This is a genomic window from Dyella sp. Tek66A03, assembly GCF_052567735.1.
Map to the genome: position 1 here is coordinate 2,426,700 of NZ_CP199584.1, position 19,789 is coordinate 2,446,488.

Annotated in this window: 18 protein-coding genes; all 18 read left to right on the forward strand. The window is 57.0% G+C overall.

The window, feature by feature from the left end; genetic code table 11:
• Window positions 1–204 precede the first annotated feature (204 nt).
• The 18 genes from ACT01B_RS10720 to ACT01B_RS10805 all read left to right on the forward strand — a co-directional run bounded on the left by ACT01B_RS10720 (window position 205) and on the right by ACT01B_RS10805 (window position 19,725).
• Entirely contained in the window at window positions 205–900 is a 696-nt protein-coding gene (locus ACT01B_RS10720) for a helix-turn-helix domain-containing protein (protein WP_445147331.1), read from the forward strand.
• Window positions 897–2,642: a type III secretion system outer membrane ring subunit SctC gene (gene sctC, locus ACT01B_RS10725; protein WP_445147332.1), complete on the forward strand. Its 1,746-nt coding sequence runs from the start codon at window positions 897–899 to the stop codon at window positions 2,640–2,642. Before ACT01B_RS10720 ends, sctC begins: the two co-directional genes overlap by 4 nt.
• Window positions 2,635–3,759, forward strand: coding sequence for a type III secretion system gatekeeper subunit SctW (sctW, locus tag ACT01B_RS10730; RefSeq protein WP_445147333.1), 1,125 nt, complete (start codon window positions 2,635–2,637; stop codon window positions 3,757–3,759). Before sctC ends, sctW begins: the two co-directional genes overlap by 8 nt.
• Window positions 3,759–5,813, forward strand: a complete 2,055-nt coding sequence (locus tag ACT01B_RS10735; RefSeq protein ID WP_445147334.1) for an EscV/YscV/HrcV family type III secretion system export apparatus protein — start codon at window positions 3,759–3,761, stop codon at window positions 5,811–5,813. Before sctW ends, ACT01B_RS10735 begins: the two co-directional genes overlap by 1 nt.
• Window positions 5,810–6,214, forward strand: coding sequence for an InvB/SpaK family type III secretion system chaperone (locus ACT01B_RS10740; RefSeq protein WP_445147335.1), 405 nt, complete (start codon window positions 5,810–5,812; stop codon window positions 6,212–6,214). Before ACT01B_RS10735 ends, ACT01B_RS10740 begins: the two co-directional genes overlap by 4 nt.
• Window positions 6,211–7,509, forward strand: a complete 1,299-nt coding sequence (locus ACT01B_RS10745) for a FliI/YscN family ATPase (RefSeq protein ID WP_445147336.1) — start codon at window positions 6,211–6,213, stop codon at window positions 7,507–7,509. Before ACT01B_RS10740 ends, ACT01B_RS10745 begins: the two co-directional genes overlap by 4 nt.
• 483 nt (window positions 7,510–7,992) lie before the next feature.
• Window positions 7,993–8,961, forward strand: a complete 969-nt coding sequence (locus ACT01B_RS10750) for a SpaN/EivJ family type III secretion system needle length determinant (protein ID WP_445147337.1) — start codon at window positions 7,993–7,995, stop codon at window positions 8,959–8,961.
• Window positions 8,958–9,896: a type III secretion system cytoplasmic ring protein SctQ gene (gene sctQ, locus ACT01B_RS10755; protein WP_445147338.1), complete on the forward strand. Its 939-nt coding sequence runs from the start codon at window positions 8,958–8,960 to the stop codon at window positions 9,894–9,896. Before ACT01B_RS10750 ends, sctQ begins: the two co-directional genes overlap by 4 nt.
• Window positions 9,893–10,555, forward strand: a complete 663-nt coding sequence (locus tag ACT01B_RS10760) for an EscR/YscR/HrcR family type III secretion system export apparatus protein (protein ID WP_445147339.1) — start codon at window positions 9,893–9,895, stop codon at window positions 10,553–10,555. Before sctQ ends, ACT01B_RS10760 begins: the two co-directional genes overlap by 4 nt.
• Before the next feature lie 4 nt (window positions 10,556–10,559).
• Complete coding sequence (sctS, locus tag ACT01B_RS10765) at window positions 10,560–10,817, forward strand: type III secretion system export apparatus subunit SctS (protein ID WP_445147340.1); 258 nt, start codon at window positions 10,560–10,562, stop codon at window positions 10,815–10,817.
• Between the two features lie 25 nt (window positions 10,818–10,842).
• The gene (sctT, locus tag ACT01B_RS10770) at window positions 10,843–11,628 is read left to right on the forward strand and encodes a type III secretion system export apparatus subunit SctT (protein WP_445147341.1); all 786 of its coding nucleotides are present in this window, start codon (window positions 10,843–10,845) and stop codon (window positions 11,626–11,628) included.
• On the forward strand, window positions 11,625–12,707 hold the full coding sequence (locus tag ACT01B_RS10775) for an EscU/YscU/HrcU family type III secretion system export apparatus switch protein (protein WP_445147342.1): 1,083 nt from the start codon (window positions 11,625–11,627) through the stop codon (window positions 12,705–12,707). Before sctT ends, ACT01B_RS10775 begins: the two co-directional genes overlap by 4 nt.
• Before the next feature lie 428 nt (window positions 12,708–13,135).
• The gene (locus tag ACT01B_RS10780) at window positions 13,136–13,801 is read left to right on the forward strand and encodes a DUF1120 domain-containing protein (protein ID WP_445147343.1); all 666 of its coding nucleotides are present in this window, start codon (window positions 13,136–13,138) and stop codon (window positions 13,799–13,801) included.
• Between the two features lie 347 nt (window positions 13,802–14,148).
• Window positions 14,149–14,391, forward strand: coding sequence for a transposase (locus ACT01B_RS10785; RefSeq protein WP_445147344.1), 243 nt, complete (start codon window positions 14,149–14,151; stop codon window positions 14,389–14,391).
• A gap of 829 nt (window positions 14,392–15,220) precedes the next feature.
• Window positions 15,221–15,724, forward strand: a complete 504-nt coding sequence (gene sicA, locus ACT01B_RS10790; RefSeq protein WP_445147345.1) for a type III secretion system translocator chaperone SicA — start codon at window positions 15,221–15,223, stop codon at window positions 15,722–15,724.
• Entirely contained in the window at window positions 15,712–17,499 is a 1,788-nt protein-coding gene (gene sctE, locus ACT01B_RS10795; RefSeq protein ID WP_445147346.1) for a type III secretion system translocon subunit SctE, read from the forward strand. Before sicA ends, sctE begins: the two co-directional genes overlap by 13 nt.
• Before the next feature lie 32 nt (window positions 17,500–17,531).
• The gene (locus tag ACT01B_RS10800; protein ID WP_445147347.1) at window positions 17,532–18,707 is read left to right on the forward strand and encodes an IpaC/SipC family type III secretion system effector; all 1,176 of its coding nucleotides are present in this window, start codon (window positions 17,532–17,534) and stop codon (window positions 18,705–18,707) included.
• A gap of 13 nt (window positions 18,708–18,720) precedes the next feature.
• Window positions 18,721–19,725 carry an IpaD/SipD/SspD family type III secretion system needle tip protein gene (locus tag ACT01B_RS10805; RefSeq protein WP_445147348.1) on the forward strand — a complete coding sequence of 335 codons (1,005 nt, stop codon included), beginning with the start codon at window positions 18,721–18,723 and terminating at the stop codon, window positions 19,723–19,725.
• Window positions 19,726–19,789 lie beyond the last annotated feature (64 nt).

Here is a 19,789-nt window from a genome sequence, read left to right on the forward strand (position 1 = left end):
CTCATCAGCCCAATCAGGAACGGGGGGCTTATGCACCGGATCCACGGGGATTTGCGAAGTTCGAACTATGGAGTGGGCCGGATTTGTCTGATTTGTTGCATAGCGTGCATCGCTCGCCTTTCGTATCGTTCGGGATCTCCTGAGGCTGAAGGCACGAAATCGAGAAGGGCCTCTATCGAGGACTTACGATTTGGAGCTCCGACAGTGCGTGAAGTGCAGGTAAAAATAGTCATCGCCATGGGTGATGGCGTCGCCATTGACTTGGCGGTACTCGGGGGGCAGCGCCGCCTAGCTCTTCGGAATGGAGAGCGTTTGTTGGTGAATGATGCGCCATCGCTGAATATTAGTGGTCCAGCGCGCTGTTGCATGCTCGATCTAGGTGAGGCGCTGCGGCTGATAGCATTCCTTGATCATGGGCGTGGCATCGAACGACGCGATCAACCCATCACGTCGAGCGGTGTAGCGCTGCGCGTGATCGAGCCCATTGAAAAACCGGCCATTGCCGTAGCCTGGCTGATACGTGGCTTGGCCCGAGCTGACCCTGGCGTTGAAGCGCTTGCCGCCAGTTTGATGCACAGTGAACGCTATCAGTTGATTCGCTTTGTTCTGGCGGAGAGTGGCACGCATGGCGTGGCTGAATTAGCTGCACGCTATGGGCTCTCACCGGCCCAGTTTTACCGAAAGTGCAAGCAAGTACTCGGACGGTCTCTGAAACGGGAACTCCGATTGCTCCGCGCTGGCCGAGCCCTGCTGAGCTATTCGGGTCGCAAGCACACCTTTACACGCGTAGCTGCTGACAACGGCTATGCATCTCCTTCTCATTTTTGCGCCGAGATCAAGGCATTGATCGGCGTCTCTCCACGCGAGGTATATCAGGCGATCGCACCTGATCTGGTATGAATATCGTTCGTAAGCTGTTCGTTCTTTTCCTGTTGATCGCATCCGGAGCGGCATTCGCGGAGCCGCCTTTGGAAGGCACGCATATCCAGCGTCATGGCGACTTGCCTCACCGGCAAGGCTTCGTTTCACGCGACGACAGTGTCACGCTATTGCTGAACGCGTTGGGATCGCAACTAAAACAGCCGGTGGTCGTCAGTGCCAAGGCACAGAAAAGGAAGGTCAGCGGAAGCTTTGACCTGGATCAGCCTGCCAAGGCTATCGGTAGGTTAAGTGGAGAGCTCGGTCTGATTTGGTATAGCGATGGCCAGTCGCTATACGTCTATGACGCTAGCGAAATACGCAATGCGATTGGTCACATGCGGCATGCATCCATCTCAAGCCTGGAAGACTTCTTGCGCAAGGCGAAGTTGATCGATCCTCGATATCCAGTACGCGGAGGTAGCGCCGATGGCACCTTCTATCTGTCTGGACCTCCGGTCTATGTGGATATCGTCCTCAATGCAGCGGTCTATCTCGACGAACTCTACTACGGTGCAGACGCAAGCACCCAGCACGTCGAGGTCATCAAACTCGAGCATAGTTTTGTCAACGGACGCCGCTACGGATTGCGAGGCAAAGAGTCGGTCCTGCCAGGCGTGGCCGACATCCTGCAAATGGCGCTCGGTAAAGCCAATATCGCTAACGTGGTTATGCGTCAGCCCTCGTCGGAAGTCATGGATATTTTAGATTCCAACTCGGCACAAACGCCCGGCGCAGTGGGTCAGGTGAATTCGCGCGCCCAGTCCTTGAACGCATCCTCCTCGTCCGGAGGCATGACCCATGGTGGGACGGCCCGAAACGAGGCTTCATCCGTGACCGTGGTACTTCCCTATCCTGAGACTAACAGCCTTCTGGTGCGTGGAACTCTTTCGCAGATTCAAAAGGTCAAGAATCTGGTCGCGGAGATCGACATCCCGCGGAAGCAGATCGAGATGTCGCTTTGGATCATTGACCTGAAGAAAAGCGAACTCGACAAGCTCGGCGCGACTTGGTCGGGCGAGGTGGGCATCGGTAACAAGCTGGGAGTAAGTTTCAACGAGGGTGGCGTCAGCACACTCGATGGCAGCCGCTTTCTTGCCTCGGTCGCCGCACTGAGCCAGAGCGGAAGTGCAACGATCGTCTCCCGTCCTGTTCTCCTTACTCAGGAGAACGTGATGGCTCACTTCGACAGCAATCACACCTTCTACAAGCCGTTGCTGGCCGAACGTACGGCGTCACTAGAGTCAGTGACGTATGGCACGTTGATTAGCGTGTTGCCTCGGATCTCATCGCGTTCCGAGATCGAGATGCAATTACAGATAGAAGATGGTTCGGCCACTGGCACTGGCGAGGTCGATGGCTTGCCCATCGTCGCTCGTACCTCCATTGATACGGTTGCACGCGTCCCCCACAACCTTAGCCTGCTAATTGGCGGTTACACCCGTAACGTACAGGAGCAGGGCAAGTCGCACGTTCCGGGCGTGAGTCGCATTCCTCTCATTGGTAGAGCGTTCCGCCAACGAAACGCGAGCGTTGACCACATGGTACGTGTGTTCTTGATTCAGCCGCGTGTATTGAGCGCAGGTGATGCACTTGAATCGCATGAAGCGACATCGCGCTTCGGTGCGGAGGTGGGTGTGCCGATGGATGAAGCATATCGCCGTTTGCGTATGTCTACTGAGCCTCAGGCCAACCCTGACAGTGGAGCGACTCCCCATGGCTAGTCCCGTCAATCTTCTTCCGATGCTTGTCACGCGCGCTCGGCCAGCGCTCAAGACGAAAAGTGCCGGCAAGGATGATTTCGATAAAGAGGAGAACGAGGTTGTCCGTGCTCCAACCAAGAAAGGGGAGCTTCATACGGCCCTTGAGATGCATGACGATCTATCCGCACTGATGCCAGCATTGCGTCTGCGCCGCGATGAACATCGTGGTGCTTATCAGCTTGGATGTTCCTGGGTTGATCACGTGATCGAGGAGAATGCCCCAGAAAAACTGGCCAGCTTGAAAACGTTATTGCTTGCTGGTCGAGCGGAAGCGGTCGACATTCGAGCTGCCCTGTCTGCATTATTCCCGGACCCTAGCGATGCGGTATCGGTACTGCGCGCGATGCTTTCGGATCACGAGCTTGAGGAATCGCGCGTAGAACTGCAGCGTGAATTAGATCGGTTCCTTGAGGAATTGCATCAGGGTAGTGGCGTCAAGTCTATGCTGGCCGGCATTAACGTCGCGCTCAAGGCCAAACTTCGCGCCAAGATGACAGGCATCAGTGCTCGCGATTTACGTGAGTCTTATCGAGACTTTCTTGGAACAGGCAGCGATACCTTGGGACAGTATGCGCTGTGGATCGAGTTGTACGGTTTCGATAAGCGATTCGAGGTCATTGATTTTATCGAACAGGCACTTGGCGCCGACATGTATGCACTGGATCCGAGTTGTTCACGCCTGGAATTTGGTCGCTTGCTCAAGGTCGTGCGCCGGTTGACTACGCTGCGATCGGCCGACCATGCGCTGATGAAGCATTGCTGGCGTGAAAAAATCATGGAACGCATTGGCGTTGACGAACCGACCCTGCTGCGGGGCTTACTCTCAATAGTTCGCAATGGCGGAGGTCTGCCCGTCCTGTTCGAGGGTGCGCTGTCGGGCGCCCGGTTTGGCCTGCGGCCTGCTGAAAAATCTCTTATGGCGCAAGGCCTGCGCAACGCGCTCAGGGCAATCCCGCATGATATTTGGCATGACGTGGCGTTTCAGTTGCAGGCGCTGGACGAAATTGAACAATTGGTAGTTCGAGCTATGGCCGTTGAAACGGCGGCTACGGCACCAGGCATGAAGGTAGATGCCTGATGCGAACTACCGAAACGCGCAATACTGCTCGCACCCGACTGAAGGACGTGTTGCGCCCCGAGCTTGCGCTGGTTGCGTTGATGGCCGTGATCGTGGGGATGCTTATCATTCCGCTACCGACGATCTTGGTCGACCTGCTTATCGGCCTGAATATGGCGGTGGCGATCATCATCTTCCTCAGTTCGTTCTACGTGGAGCGCATTCTCAATTTTTCCAGTTTCCCATCGGTGTTGTTATTCACTACGTTGCTGCGGTTAGCGCTGTCAGTCAGCACGAGCCGGCTTATCCTGGTCGATGCTGATGCCGGTCATATCGTGCAAGCCTTTGGTGAGTTCGTAGTTGCCGACAACCTAGTGGTCGGATTTGTAATTTTCGCGATTGTTACCTTGGTGCAATTTATCGTCATAACCAAGGGTTCCGAGCGTATCGGTGAGGTCGTCGCTCGCTTCTCGCTGGATGGCATGCCCGGAAAGCAGATGAGCATCGACGCGGACTTGCGTGCAGAAGCCATCACGGCGGAGGATGCGCAAAAACGTCGTCGTGAAGTTGAACGGGAAAGCCAGCTGTACGGTTCTTATGACGGTGCAATGAAGTTCGTCAAGGGCGATGCCATCGCTGGCATCGTGATCGTGTTTGTCAATCTGTTTGGCGGCATTTCCGTGGGCATGATGCAGCATGGTATGCCATTCAAAGAAGCGCTTAGCACGTTCACACTTTTGACCATCGGCGATGGTCTGGTGGCGCAGATCCCGGCGTTGCTTATCTGCATCAGCGCCGGTTTCGTGGTTACCCGCGTGAGCGGCGATACCCGGAATCTAGGTGCCAACATTATCAACGAGCTGTTCAAAAGCAATAACGTACTGTCCATCGCTGCACTATTGGTCTTACTTTTGGGTTTATTGCCCGGGTTTCCGTTCTTCATTTTTCTGGTCTTGTCGGCGACCCTGTCAGGCTTGTCCCTGTGGCGCTCGCATCGAGCCAGGCTCGGAACGGCCAAGGTATCCGGGACCGACCAGGTCGAAGGTGATGAGGGTGCCACGACCAGTAAAACGGACAAGCTGGCCAGCGAAACCGTGCCAGTGATTCTGCTGATGCCGCAGGATCATCTGCGTTATTGGGAGGGCCAGAACTTGGGCGAGCGCCTGAAGAGTGCCTTCCACACGCGAACGGGCATCCGGCTACCGCAGTTTGTTGCGCGCTCCTACGAGGCTGCCGACGAGCACGGCGTGACTGTGCTGATCAATGAGATACCGGCGGGACGGGGAAGAGTCGTTGAGGGGCATTCCCTTGTGCTTGGCGATAGTCAAGAGTTGCGCATGCTCAAACTCGGCTTGGAGCTTCCCGGCGAGGACAGCAGCCGTGCATTGTGGGTGCCGAGCGCAAACGTCGACAAGGCGAAGGCCATGGGTTGCGAGCTGCGCTCGGATTTCGAGGAAATGTTCCGCCTTGTGAGCGATTCAGTGTTGCACAACATCGGCGAGCTGTTTGGCATTCAAGAAACCAAACATCTGCTCGACGAGTTCGAGGGAAAGTTCCCAGAACTGGTCAAGGAAACCTATCGTCACATGCCAGTGCAGCGTGTTTCCGAAGTGTTGCAGCGGCTTCTTCGCGAAGAGGTATCTATCCGAAATATGAAGATCATTCTTGAGGCTTTGGCTCAATGGGGTCAGCGCGAGAAGGATGTCATTCTCCTGGTCGAGCACGTGCGTGGTGCGCTGGCTCGCTACATATCGGCGTGCTTTTCCCGTGGTGGACGCATCGCCGCCTTGGTGGCGGCGCCCGCTACCGAGGACCTGGTTCGCAGTGGGATCCGGCAGAGTCAGGGCGCGGCATTTTTGAATCTTGACCCCGCGCAAGGCACGGAGTTGCTGGATCGAATCGCCTGGCATGTGCAAGAGGTGGGGGCCGTGCGTTCGGATGCCGTGCTGCTCGTGGCCCCGGACATTCGTCGCTTCGTCAAGCGATTCATCGAAAATCGCCTGCCGTCCATTCACGTTATTTCATTCGCCGAAATATCCGACGCCGTAAGTATCGATGTCATGAGAACCATATGATCGACTTGAAGAACAATCTGTGCGAAGCCTTGTCTATTCTCGGCTGCAGCCCGTCCCAGTACGACTTCGATGACAAGTCCGCCATCGCGATGAGCTTTAATGATATCGGTGACGTTTTCATTGACTTCGATAAAGAAAATGATCAGGTGTGGATATGGGGTTGCTTGCCCGATATGCCGTCAGAAGCGCTGCGGAGCTGTGCCTTTTCCTTGCTACAGGAGGTCTCCGTGCCAGTGGAATACCTCGCTTCTGGTGGCCTTGTACTGCGTGCGAACGATGACCAGGTACGTCGCCTCGGTGGGCTGTTGCGTGGCGATTACGTAGCCGATCCTAAGCATCTTGCCGCCGCCATCGAAGGATTCTATTTGCGCATGGTGCAGATCCTGGAACTGGTGAAATGACGCCCGGCACAGTCCTCTGGCGAAGCTGCGCGCACCCGGACTCGATCGTTGGATCGATCATTCGTGTGCGGCTACCGCAAGTCGCTGTTGGCGAATTGTGCGAGGTGCGAAAAAGCGCCGCCTCGACGGAAAATATCTGCGAAGGGGTCGTGGTGGCCCTTGATGATGGCGTCGCTTCGGTCAGCCTGTTTGGCGATAGCCGTGGGCTCTCGTCCAACATCGTAGTTGTACCAACCGGAGGTCAGCAACGTGTGGAGATATCTTCTGCGCTGCTGGGTGGCGTGATGGATGGCTTCGGTCGATGCGTTGATCGCCTGTGTGAGCTTGTCAACGTTACCGTTGATGTCAACTCACGTCATGTGAATGCGTCGGCGGTGGACTACCGTAGTCGCTTGGCTGTGGACGAGCCGTTTAGTACGGGCATTCGCGCCATAGACGCTCTTTTGTCCACGGGCGTGGGGCAGCGCATGGGTATCTTCGCCGCAGCCGGTGCAGGAAAAACCACGCTATCGGAAATGCTGATCGATCACGCCAAGGCGGACGTCTACGTGATTGCACTCGTGGGCGAGCGTGGTCGCGAGGTTGCGTCATTCGTTGAGCGGGCACGCGCGTCTTCCAACGCTGCGCGCACCATCATTGTGCAGGCCGCTTCCGATACGGCGCCCGCAACGCGCTGTAACGCTGCCATGCTGGCCACTGCGGTGGCTGAGTACTTCCGTGATCAGGGCGCTCGCGTATTGCTGGTAATGGACTCCATGACACGTTATGCCCGCGCTTTGCGTGATGTTGCCCTGGCTGCCGGCGAGCCGCCGGCTCGGCGTGGTTATCCCGCATCGGTGTTCGAGGCGTTGCCCAAACTGGTCGAAAGGCCAGGTCGTACCCTTCTGGGAAGCGTCACGGCCTTCTATACGGTCTTGCTTGAGGATGAGGAAGATGCAGACCCGGTGGGCGAGGAGCTTAAGTCGCTATTGGATGGACACATTTATCTATCCGCGCGGCTGGCTGGGCGTGGTCACTTTCCGGCCATCGACCTGCTACGTAGCGGCAGCCGTCTATTCAATCAATTAGCTAACCCTGATCAGCAGAACAGGGCGCAGCGCTTGCGCTCGATCCTGGGTCTGCTGGCTGATATGCAATTGATGCGCGATTTGGGCGAGTACAAGCCGGGCAGTAACGCGCAGCATGACACTGCGGTGGAAAACGAAGAGTACATTCATGCCTTCCTCCGTCAGTCGCGCAATGACTACGTTGACTTCAATGCTGCCATGAGGTCCTTGAATGCACTCGCTATCTGAAGCTCGCCGCATAAGCGAACTCAGGCGACGCCAGGCCAAGTTGGCCATAGCTGACGCACGTGCTAAGGCCGACGCTGCGCGCGGATATCGTGAGGAGGCAGCTGTTCTTCTCCGAACCAGTCATGAAGCCTTGGCCGGTTCGGCACCGAGTGAAGAATTTGACCTGTCCCGCCAGGCCCTCTACGAGCGCCTCCGATTGCAAGCTGTAGCGAGGATGCGCGCGCTCGAAGACAGGCATCAGTCCGACACACTCGAAGCGCAAGCGATTAGTTGCGAACAAGAGGGGCTGCTCCTTCGCCAGCAAGCAGTGTTACACGAACGTAAGGGTCAGAAAATCGATGAGTGGGCCAAACGCGAAGCACTAGCGCGTCGCCAGCGTAAGCAACGAAACATTGAACGGGATACACAGGAGAATCACGCATGCCGACTGCGTCGCCTTTAGCCCCCATCGCGCCGACAGAAAGGTCTGATCTAGGGATGGTCATGCCGACCGTACCGCTAGCGCAACGAGTGCAAGATCATATGCTGCACGATTCCTTGCGCGAAAAACCCCGCGGGACAGAACGTAGGCGCGGCTCGCACACGCAAGACCTGGCGCCGCAGCTGGCTTCGTCTCAGTACACGCCAAGGGACGCTGGTGCCCGACTTTCGCTGGGCTTCGCTGCGGACAACGCCCTGCTAGCGAAGGGCGGCCCATCAAAGATCAAGCCTTCGTATGAAAGCCCCAGCGGACATGCCCCAGTGCCTTCTCGATTGCCCGGTGTCGGCAATGCCGTCACTGCGGACGTCCCCGTATCAGCCAACGGCACGGATATGGTGCGAAATCACGCTGAGGTACGAATCAGCACCACTACGCTGCCGCAGGATCGCACCGTCGACGCCTTTGAGCAGAGCAAACCCCAGGATATGGCGGGGCAGGTGGCCACAAGCATGGGCACGCCTGCGCAGGCGGCTACCAAGCGTGAAGGAAATGTGTCATTGGAGTCCGCTAGCCAGTCATCTTCCGCTCAAATCAAAGACGTACGTGCGATATCGGCCACTACGCGGCACTACCAGCGCGATACAAAACAAATTACGCCGTCCAGCAGATTCGTGGGACAGGCGTCACGCTCGGGCGCGGACAGCGCCCACTTAGCGCTACATGATCGCGTTGCCCAAAATAACACCGTCACACGGGCACGGCAGGCTGCCAAGGCCAACCTGGCTGAAGCTAAGACGGCCCAGACCGAGGTGACTTACCGGTTCCTGTCCTGGGGTGGTGGCCAAAGCGTGAAAGCATTCCTTACGCCGCAAAATGTGGTGTTCAGCCCGTCCACTGAGCGTGTCGGCACGGCCCTCGCCACGTCGGCCAAAAGCGGCCAAGCTGGTGGCGATAAGCAATGGATCGTAGAACGAGCTAAGACCACTGGCGACGAGGACAATCCGCGCAAGCGTGGTCGTAATCAGTCATGAATATGACGGTGTTCTCCATCCTGCCTCGAATGGGCGCCGAGCACGTAGCGGCTCAGGCCTTGTATCGGCAATGCCGAGCTCATGGTGTGGATGTGCATTGGCAGCAGTTACCCGTGGTGGGTTGCTACCTGCATTTCACCTTACGTCACGGAGGCGGGTCAATGTCCTGTCTGGTTGACGTTGCGGAATGGGCTTGTAAGCGCCTTCCAGGAGTGGCCGGTGTGGCCTGGGACGAGCTCGATACGCGTAGTGGCCACCTGCTGTTCGGTAGCTGCCCACAACCGCTGCACCTGGAGTCGCCTGCGCTGCAGTACGAGCAGGCAACCTATGACGGGTTGGTGCCGGGCACCCGTCTCGCCATGGCAGAAATCCCATGGCCTTGCGTGCCATCGAACGAGGGCACGATATGGATCGAATCGCTCGATAAATCGTATGCGCAAGCGCCCGTGTCGCCCAGCTTGCCTACAAAACTGGCTTTGTCAGTGCGCTACCGTATCGGCAACGTGCAGCTGCGGTCAGGTCAACTGCGCACGCTTCGTTGCAACGACGTGGTCCTTCTCGGCGAAATTGCCGGGCGAGCCATGGTTAATCGGCACTCTCTATTTTCCTTCAACTTCAACTTGGAAAACGTAGTGGTGAATGACACTTTCTCCCCTCCTTTCGATGATTCAGACGAACCCCTGGCACAGCCTCCGATTCAGCGAGACCTTGACCTGGCATCGTTGCCTATCAGTATCGATGTAGTCCTGTGCACGCTCTCCCAGACGCTGGCTGACCTGGGGCAGTTGGAGCAGGGAACCACCCTAAGCGTGCCCATCGATGCGCATCGTAATGTCGAATTGCAAGTCAATGGTCAGTGTGTTGCAGCGGGTGAATTGGTGCAGGTTGGCGATGTCCTGGGCGTACAAATTCAACGAATGCTCTTGAAGCCATGAACTTTGCCAACAACGACATCTCGCTGATTGCGGTGATGGCCACGGCGACGTTGATTCCATTTATCATCGCCGCCGGCACATGCTATATCAAGTTTTCAGTTGTTTTTACCTTGATACGGAATGGTTTGGGCCTGCAGCAGGTGCCGTCCAATATGGTCATCAATGCGCTGGCTCTGATGCTAGCGTTCTATGTGATGCAACCGATTATTCACGAGGTTTATACGAGTTATGCCGAGCTGCAGACGCCGTTGAACAGTGTGGCCTCTGTCGTAGATTTTCTCAACGACGGCCTGCGCGGCTACAAAGCTTACCTGGCGCGGTATGCCGACCCCGAATTGCTGACATTCTTCGGACGCGCACAAGCAATCGACGGTACTCCTCCTGCTGTCGTCGATCCACAGGACCATTCCTTATTCACGCTGCTTCCGGCCTACTCGCTGAGCGAGCTCAAGGATGCTTTTCGTATCGGCTTCTATCTGTATCTGCCGTTCGTTGTGATCGACCTCGTGGTGTCAAGTGTTTTGCTCTCGCTCGGCATGATGATGATGAGTCCAGTGACCATCTCCGCGCCGATCAAGCTGATTCTATTTGTCGTAATGAATGGCTGGAGCATGCTGTCAGAGGGTCTAGTGCGGCAGTACTTGGACGTACCGGTGTGATGCGATGGATGACTTGATAAATATCGGCAATAAGACCTTCCATCTGATTCTTCTTCTGTCAGCGGTACCCATTGGTGTGGCTACCGTGGTGGGCTTGTTGGTGGGCCTCTTCCAGACCGTGACGCAGATGCAGGATCAAACGCTGCCTTACGGCGCCAAGCTGGCGGCAGTCGTTATGAGCCTGATGGCACTCATGGGCTGGATGTCGTCACAGGTACTTGAATTTGCGCGCGAGGTCGTGCGGCAAGCCTTGACAGGCTAGCGCGCCGCCTATGCCTTTTTCGCCCTTGGACATTGAGCTGGCCGGCCTGTCCGCCAATTACGCATCACAAGCGATCCTTGGCATGGCGCGGATCGGAGCGTGCTTTGCGTGGCTACCTTACTTGTCCGCGGGCGCGATCCCCTCGAAGGTTCCGCGTTCAGTGCTAGCGCTAGTGACGCTGATCGGATTTTGGCCGGTCACGGCTACGGCTATCGTGCCGCAGGATATGCCCGGCATGTTGCTGGCCGTCGGCATGGAGGCACTGGTGGGCACCGCGATTGGTTTGATGGTGTCATTGCCGTTTCATACCTTTCATGCGCTGGGTGCCATCGTCGACAACCAGCGTGGTGCAAGTATTAGCAGCACCTTGGACCCGATCAGCGGTATCGAGGCCACCGAAACGGCCAACCTGTTGCAGATGTTCAGCGTGGTGATCTTCCTGACATCGGGCGGATTGCTGTCATTGCTCGAGGTCATCCAAGCCAGTTACAGCCTGTTGCCGATGGGAGGGCGCTTCGTGCCGAATCTCCACAGCATGCACATATTTATGGCCACGTTGTTGGCTGGTGCCGTACGCATGGCATTGCCCGTCCTGCTCTTGCTGTTCGTCGTGGAAGTATTTCTAGGGGTGTTGTCGCGTTTCGCCCAGCAGATGAATGCCTTTTCCGTATCGCTTGCATTGAAGTCCTTCTTGGCCTTCCTGGCTCTGCTTGTTTACCTCTCGCCTACTATGGTTGATCAGGTTCCATCGTTGTGGATGACCCATGGCGGACTGGACATGATTGACAGCCACAGTGGGCAATCTCCATGAAGACAGAAAAGCCCACACGCCAGCGTCTGTTCAAGGAGTCGCGCAAGGGCAAGAGCTTTAGCAGCCGCGACCTCATCGCGGCGGTAGTCATGCTTGCGGGCTTGTTTACACTTGCTTTCGGCACCTCGCTGCAGCCGGTGGCGGCGCTCTATAGCACGATTATCGAGCGCAAATTTGACCTCGCGCCAGCCGAGGTCGTCGGCATGGCCTTGTCCGCGTTCACGGGGGGCGTCGCACCGGTGGCTATCGTCAGCATTGCCTGTGTGGCTCTAGTATCACTCGCGAAGAGTAAGGGCGTGCTTGCGACTGAGGCCATTCGTATGGACTTTGCCCGCCTCAATCCGGTCAACGGCCTTCGTAACATGTTCTCGCTCAACCTAGTCAAGGACCTGGTCCGCTCCGTGCTCTACGCCTTGCTGACCGGTATGAGTGCGCTGATGGCATGGAAGCTGTTGGCGCCACAAGTTTTCATGCAGGTGCATGCTTCCGAAGCACAAGCCGTGGCCATCTGGCTAGATGTGGGCTTTCGCGCGGTCATTGGGCTGCTGCTGGCGCTCGCGCCGGTCTACCTGCTTGCTGGCTTCGTCGATCACCGACTCTACATTCGCGATCTGCGTATGGACAAGTCCGAGGTCAAGCAAGAACTCAAAGACAGCGAAGGAAGCCCCGAGATCAAGCAGCGTCGCCGCGACGTTGGCGCAGAGCTATCGGCTCAGGTTCAGGCCGATGTCGCCGGATCCAGCATGATCCTGGCCAACCCTACCCACGTTGCAGTGGGTATATACATACACGACTACGGCTTCCCGGTACCGCTCGTATCGATTCGCGAAAAAGGTGCGCGCGCCCGTGCCGTGATTGCACTCGCCGAAAAGCTCGGCATTCCAGTCGTGCGCGACATCCGCGTAGCTCGCGCCGTGTACGCGCGCAGTAAGCGCTATCAATTCGTCCATTCGGACCTGGTGGCCGCAGTGATGCGTATCTTGCTTTGGCTGCGAGATATCGAGCAGGCCGGCGCGGCATTGGAAGATGGCGATGCGCAGGTCGAATTTCCGGATGTTCATAGCTCCAGAACCGACTAGCGGGCTGTTGACATCCGCTGGCGTTGGCGGTCACAGGTTCCCTCAATCACGGACGCTGCGCCTCGATGCGTAGTTCCGACCCCAGCAACTTTGCACGTCCTCGTATGTACCCATGGAAGGGCGCGGAGCCACCGGTCCGCAAGATGCGCGTGCTGATGGGCGCGATTCTGGGCGAGATCGATAGCCTACTGGCTCAGCGCTACGCCTAGGGTAAATGCCCTTCTATCCCACCCGAGCGTATCTTGCGGGGCAGACAGCGACTTGTCTCACGCGCATGTGCGTAGAGCTAGTGAGAATTTCAAACTATTTGTATTTCGCGCGGAGTGAGACATGGGCGACCATACTTTCACCTGGGGGGCGAAATCCTCACCACCCGATTTTGGACGGGATTATTTCCATTTATCAATTCAATAAGAAGGCTAATCTCAATGCCAGAATTTATTAGGCAATTCAAAAGAGTTCTCGCAACGGTGCTGCTTAGTGGCGCTGCGACGGCCGCGTTTGCCGGCAACTCGGCCGACATCCGCGTGACTGGCACCATTACTCCGGGCAGTTGCTCGATCGATGTCGGCAACAATGGTCTATTTGATCTCGGTAAGATTCCTGCGAGCAGCTTAAATCGCGGTGCCAATACGACTCTCCCTGGAGTATCTGCGTCATTCAATGTGAGCTGTGATGCTCCCCTGCGGTTTGTCCTTCAAGCCATCGACAACCGGGCTGATTCCGTCTTCTTGATAGGTGGCGCTAATGTCAATTTCGGTGTCGGCTTCACGCCGGCCAACGAAAAAATTGGCGATTTCTATGCCCTGTTTAAAGGGCTTAGTGCTGACGGGCAGCCTGTTGGCGTCACCTTGTCGGGCGACGGCGGTCGAACTTGGAATGGCGCGGATTATACTGGTAGTAACGCGCTCAGTACGGGCAAGCTCCAAGGTTTCACGGTGGCGCCGGGCGGCGCCACAAGTGGCCCCAGTGCTATCCAGAATTTGTCCGGTACGTTCTTGGTTACGGGGCGTATTCAGGACGCCGACAATCTGACTTTGACCCAGGAAGTCTCGATAGATGGTTCGGCGACCATTGAACTTGTCTACCTGTAGGGCGTTGTAAGCCGAGCATCGCCCCTGCGGCTTGATGTGGTGCATGGATACTGCGATGCAGTAAGGCTAAGGGCGCCAAGGAAGGCCGGCGAGGTGTGTAAGTTCGCTTCTTTGCTTTTGTCCTTGCGGATCATAGCCATCCTCAATCGTTGATATTCCGCCCCAATGCGCAGCGCCGATGTTCAGCAGCTTGGCATGTTCTCGTATGTCTCCGTAGATCAACGCACGCCGGCGGACCATCCGATTCCCAAGCTGCGTGTGCTGGCTAACGCGATTATGGGCGAGAGCGGTGGCTGACCCAGCGCTACACTTAAGGCGGGCGCCCGTAGATCCCGCCGGAGCGCATCTTGCACGCCCCGCTGCTGCAGGAGGTCTACAGCGTATGCAGCGAGCGTCTGCTCATCGGGCAGCTTAACTACGACCTGCTGTCCCACTGGTTCGTGGGTCTCAACATTGACGATTCGGCCTGGGATTACTCGGCGTTGTCGTTCAATCGCCAGTGGTTTTTCGACGAGGCGATCGCCCAGTTTTTTTTAAAACAAGGAGCTACTGTCGGAACACGCGAGCTGGTGAACGGCGGCCACTTCTAGGTCGACGGCGCGCCGCTGGAGGCATGGGCCTCACACTACAGCGTCGGTCCTAAGGACGATGATGTTCGGAAAGCGTCGCAGCGAAACAACGATATGCCCGCCTCGACCATCGATCCCGATGTCCGGCTGGACCGCAAGGATAAGGATGCGAAGCTCAGCTATCTGGTCAATGCGTTGATGGAAAGCTACCAAGGCCTGTTGGTTGCCCTAAGCTGTCCGCTATGCCAGCAGCACCGACGAGCGCGACGGCGCGCTGAATCTGCTGACCGCCGCAGGCGTGAAATGCAGAGCCACGCTCGATGCCGACAATGTCTACGACACGCGAGGCTTAGTCGCCGCCCTCAGTGCAGGCCAAGTCAATCGCGCACACCCGGGGCTACGCTATCGGCCAGGAGTTCCGCAAACAGATAGAGCACGGCTTCGGCCGGACCAAGACCATCGGCGGACTGCGAAAGCTATCGCTGCCCAGTCTCTGCCGATCGTGCACGGCTGGATGACGTGGGCGTTCGCCGCATACAACCTGATCCGGCTTGGCCGTGTCGGCGAATGGTAGGTTTCCTCACGACGTGAGCGAACTCCGGAGACGTGCGTCTACCGGTGGCGAAACAGCCGATCTAACGGCATCTTGCTCGGCCTTTCATTGATCGATGCGATGTTCGCTGCACTTGCGAACGCATTCTCAATTGCTTGCTAGGACGTTCTATCGTCCGATTAAGTCGATCGACCAGGCCTGGCCGGCACGTGATCGAAACGCAAAAGTTTTGCCCCGAGCGTAGACACATACTGTGCAGGCGAAAGATGCCGGCTAGACATCTTAGGCAGTAAAACCATGAATGAAGCTCACGATCAACAATACGATGAACAAATTGCAAGGCTCCTCATGGATGGTATTCAGTCTGGAGCCGCAATAAAAGACCTGCATGGAATCAGTGATGACATGCTAGAAGGTGTTTACGCCTACGCGCACCGTTTCTATGTCAACGGGCAGCTGGATGAGGCTGAAACCTTCTTTCGGTTCCTCTATTTGTATGACTTCTACAATGGTGAATACGCGCTCGGCTTGGGCGCTGTTTTCCAGATGAAGCGCGAATACCAGAAGGCAATCGACATGTATGCGCTCGCCTTTGCGCTGACCAAGCGCGACTACCGACCGATGTTCCATGTTGGACAGTGCCAGCTTGCACTTAAGAAGCTGACGGTTGCCAAGGAGTGCTTTGGTACGGTGGCGGACAAGTCAGGGGACGAAAAGCTGGTGGCGCGCGCGCGCATCTATCTTGAAGCCATTGACACGTCGCAATCGAACGGCCCGGGAGAGCCCGAATGTCAGAAGTAATTGCCGTCGGTGGCACGCATGCGGCTCGATTGACCGGCCAGATGGATAAGGCAGGTCGGGTCGCCCAAACCTTTGGCAAGGCACCGGCTTCGTTGGTGCGGGAGATTGAAGGTTCGGTTGCGCGTCTGTTTAGTGCCGCTGCTGCGGCTAACGCGTCCATCGGTGAAAAAGCCCCACTGGATGCGAGCGCTCCCGAATTGCGCGCGCCGGATATGGCGCGTGTCCAAAACGCTATTACCAATGCTGGCGATCAGGCGTCAAAATTGCTGAGCCCGGAGGCCAAGCTGACCTTCCTGATGGCTATGCTCCAGGAAATCTTGGGCGAACTCTCATTGGACACGCTCAGGAACCGCCTGGAGCTTTTCACCCAACGCATGGCGCAGCTCAAGGCCTCCAACGAGGCGATGTCAGAACGCTACCAGTCGGCTCACGCTGCCGCGGAGGTCGCGCTAAATGATTCCGCGGAGGCAGGCGCTTATGCTGATGAAGTCACCGTCGCCGCTGAGGAGGCGCACCGCGAGGCAGATCGACTGAAGGCCGATCTTGATGCCACTTCACCTGATGACGCTGAACATGAAGTCCTGGCTTCGCGTTTGCGTGCCGCCGTGGTTCTCGCTGACAACTTGGCCAGTACGGCGCAGCGGGCCCTGGAGGCACTCGATCGGGCAATCGCCAGGCTCGATATCGCGCTAACCGAGCTTGAGCATCTAAACGGTGAACTGGAGCGGATCCAGCTCACGCCCATGCAAGGTGCCAACCCTTTGGCCGAGCTACACCGCACCAATGCGGCCAAGCTCAACGAGTTGTTGGCTGTGCTCCAGAAGGTGATCGCCACCAACAGCCAGCTCAAATTGCAGAGCGAGTCCGAATTCGCGATCAAGATGCTCAAGGCGCGCGAAGCGGAAAACCTGCGGCGCTCTGAGGAATATCAGGAGCAACTGGAAAAGGCCCGCGACGCCGAAAAGAAAATGGGTTGCATCGGTAAAATCATCGGCTGGGTAATTACCGTCATCTCGGTAGTGGCCGCCCCATTCACGGGTGGCGCAAGTTTGGCGCTAGCCGCCGTGGGCTTGGCATTGGCTATCACCGAAGAGATTACCGGCGAGTCGATCCTCGGCAAGGCTCTCGAACCCCTGATCACCCACGTGCTGCAGCCGTTGATCAATGCCATCAGCAAGGCTATTACCGGCGCACTCAAGGGTTTGGGCGTGGACGATGCCCTGGCCAAGAGAGTGGGTGCGATCCTTGGCGCCGTCGTGGGGGCCGTGGTGATGATTGTGGTCGTAGCCGCCGCTGTTGTGCTGGGTAAAGGCGCTGCTTCCAGGTTGGCAACCAAACTCGGTGATGTGTTGGCGAAAAACATCTCCAAGATCGTGCCGGAAGTGTTGAAGAACGCTTCCAAAGCGGTTGGCAGCACATCCAGTCGGCTTAGCGGCGCACTCACGCGCACGTTGGGTATGACGGCTGAAAACATGGCCTCCCGTACAAGTTTGGTGGTGACAGGCAGTCATGTGGCTCAGTTTGGCAATCAGACCGCACAGGGCGTGGGTGGCGTGATCGTTGCCGACATGAGAGTCACTGCGGCCAAGATCCTGGCCGCCCTGAAGTTAGGCCTGGCGCAATCCGACCTATTGCGCGACATGATGAGTCGCTCCTATGAGGACTTCACTCGAAGCAACGACGTTGCGCAATCGCTATACAAAAAAATAAGCGACGTCGCTGCCGAGGAGGCTCAGGCAGGACGTTTCATACTCAAGAACATTCGTCGCGCGTAAGCGTGCCACCTAAAGACATCTGGGACATACTCATGACCGCTCCACTCATTAGCGCTTCGCGCACTCATGCGTCGACGTCGCCGGTCCAGGCTACCCAAGTAGCAGTCGTAAGATACGACGGGATCGATGACGCACAGATCGAGAAGCTCAGCCAGGAAATCGCCAACGAGCTGTCCCACGAGCTGCGCAAGCAGGTCGAAGACAAAGCGATGCCTCAATTGCGGACGCCGAGCGAAAATCCCGTAGCCTTTACGGCCGAGCAAATTTCCTCCGCCATCCAGGCCGCTCTGCAGAACGATCGAGTCAGTGACCGATCCGCCGGGATAGACACGCTGGCCGCGAGTTTTGATCGGAATTTTGGCCCGGTCGATCAGGCGGTTCGAAGCGGCCAACCGGGAGAGACGCGCACGCCGAATGGTTCGGCTGAACTGATCAAGTCCGACCCAAAATTCGCCCTGCTTGTGGCGCTGATGCTGGCGATGATGGAGCTGACCAAAAGCGATCGTGAAACCAGTGTCGCCATGACCAAGATGAGCCTTGATGCAACCAAGGCTGCCGGCGATAAGGAAATCCGTATCGCTGAAACGCGCATGGGTGCTGCCATCAGCGCCATGGCAGTGCAGACGGCCGTAGGGGGGGCCGGTTTGGCCCGCAGCTTCAAGTCCAGCAATACCACCATCAAGAGCGTCAAGCACAACATCAATCCGGCAAACCAAAAGCAAACAGCCATGGCTAGCGCTCGTCATGCCGCGGCCAGTAAGCCTACTGAGGGTGTTCCGGGGGAGCACACGCTGACTACCAAGAACGGTAAGAGCGTGACCATTCCTGCCCATGACAAGGCCGAAACTCCAGCCATGCAGACGGTGCAGCGGGACGACGTGCGGCAACCGGAAATCGCCCAGAGCCAAGCCGCTCATACGCTGGCCAGCGCCAATGCGCAGAAGTTCCTCGCCCAGGCGACCCTGCTGAACGTGATGTCCCAATCCGTGAATGGCTTGGTCACATCCATCGGTGAGCTGAGTGCGGCGGCGTCCAAGGCTGAGCAGATGATGCTTGAGACCACCGCCGCCACCGCCAAAGAAATCGCCGGTGGGCAGCGCGAACAGGCGGTTCATAACCGCCAACAGCGCGATGCCGCCTTCCTGGTCATCGAAAGCCTTCACAAGCTTAACGCCGACGTCATGAATCACATTGTTTCCAAGGCTTGAAGGTAGACCATTTATGGCCGAGATACTCATCAATTCGACGGCTCAGTCGCCTCGTCTTTGGTACTTGCGCGAAGCGCCGTCAAGCGCGCCGCTAATGCCTGCCGCGGATGACCTGGGCGATGGCGCTGAGCTGGCTTGGCTGCAGATGGCGTTAGAGTGTGCTGAACAAAGCTCCGCGCAGTCCGAAGATATTCGTCGCCGCTACGACGAACAGCAAAGGAGGTCCGCGGATGCCGCAAGCAAAGGTCGACAACGCCCTTCTGCGCTAGGCGAGTTCGCGCCCGCATTGTTGCGGAGCAGCCAATCTAGTGCTGGGCTTTCTGGTGTATTACGTGGCCTGATAGCGCAGGCGGATACGTCGGAACAGAAATTAAGTGGCATTGATATAGCCCCCTCGTCGGATCAGGTCTCGCTGCGCTACTCCCATTCGGATTTCTACAGCGATCTTATCGATGCGATCGATTACCTGGATAGCGAGTGGCTAAGTAAATACTCGGATGCGCTCGCGCAATACATTGAATTTTTCCGTGAGTTCTCCAACATCATGGCACTTCTAAAGGATGCGATTGAAGCCAGCGGTGACAACGATGTCAATGTAAATTTCTCTGAGATGTCCAATCGGCTCAAGAGCCTCATCGACAACTACAGCCAGGCCAGTGAGGGCCTTGGGTCATTCCCTAGTCAAGCGGCAGCGGACGCATTCATACGTGATTTGGGGCTGAGCGGTTTGACGGTAGAGCGAGCGCTGGATGGGAGCTATGCGGTGATGATTGACCTGCAGCCGGTGCAGGATTTGCGAAAGAGTATGCCGGAGTCCCCGAGTAAGTGGGACATGGCCAAGTACAACGCCTGGTTGTCTTCTAAGGACACGTACACCGAGCAGCTACAGCACGTCAGCCAGGTGCTTGGTGAGAAATACTCGCGTAATACCCAGTTGTTCGACACGTTGATCAAGGTGCTCAGCTCCACCATCGAGTCTATTAGTGAGGCCGATAAAGCCTTCATCAACAATCTTTGACCCGCTACATCGAATCAAATCAGTAGATTTAAGGAGTGCGACCTCATGCCCCCCCTCATGCCCG

What these genes read in the sequence shown, in the direction of transcription:
- ACT01B_RS10775 (WP_445147342.1), top strand. Translation starts at nt 11,625, where the DNA reads ATGAAGACAGAAAAGCCCACACGCCAGCGTCTGTTCAAGGAGTCGCGC.
- ACT01B_RS10805 (WP_445147348.1), top strand. Translation starts at nt 18,721, where the DNA reads ATGGCCGAGATACTCATCAATTCGACGGCTCAGTCGCCTCGTCTTTGG.
- ACT01B_RS10750 (WP_445147337.1), top strand. Translation starts at nt 7,993, where the DNA reads ATGCCGACCGTACCGCTAGCGCAACGAGTGCAAGATCATATGCTGCAC.
- sctQ (WP_445147338.1), top strand. Translation starts at nt 8,958, where the DNA reads ATGAATATGACGGTGTTCTCCATCCTGCCTCGAATGGGCGCCGAGCAC.
- sctS (WP_445147340.1), top strand. Translation starts at nt 10,560, where the DNA reads ATGGATGACTTGATAAATATCGGCAATAAGACCTTCCATCTGATTCTT.
- ACT01B_RS10740 (WP_445147335.1), top strand. Translation starts at nt 5,810, where the DNA reads ATGATCGACTTGAAGAACAATCTGTGCGAAGCCTTGTCTATTCTCGGC.
- sctE (WP_445147346.1), top strand. Translation starts at nt 15,712, where the DNA reads ATGTCAGAAGTAATTGCCGTCGGTGGCACGCATGCGGCTCGATTGACC.
- ACT01B_RS10760 (WP_445147339.1), top strand. Translation starts at nt 9,893, where the DNA reads ATGAACTTTGCCAACAACGACATCTCGCTGATTGCGGTGATGGCCACG.
- sctW (WP_445147333.1), top strand. Translation starts at nt 2,635, where the DNA reads ATGGCTAGTCCCGTCAATCTTCTTCCGATGCTTGTCACGCGCGCTCGG.
- sctC (WP_445147332.1), top strand. Translation starts at nt 897, where the DNA reads ATGAATATCGTTCGTAAGCTGTTCGTTCTTTTCCTGTTGATCGCATCC.
- ACT01B_RS10735 (WP_445147334.1), top strand. Translation starts at nt 3,759, where the DNA reads ATGCGAACTACCGAAACGCGCAATACTGCTCGCACCCGACTGAAGGAC.
- ACT01B_RS10800 (WP_445147347.1), top strand. Translation starts at nt 17,532, where the DNA reads ATGACCGCTCCACTCATTAGCGCTTCGCGCACTCATGCGTCGACGTCG.
- ACT01B_RS10780 (WP_445147343.1), top strand. Translation starts at nt 13,136, where the DNA reads ATGCCAGAATTTATTAGGCAATTCAAAAGAGTTCTCGCAACGGTGCTG.
- ACT01B_RS10745 (WP_445147336.1), top strand. Translation starts at nt 6,211, where the DNA reads ATGACGCCCGGCACAGTCCTCTGGCGAAGCTGCGCGCACCCGGACTCG.
- sicA (WP_445147345.1), top strand. Translation starts at nt 15,221, where the DNA reads ATGAATGAAGCTCACGATCAACAATACGATGAACAAATTGCAAGGCTC.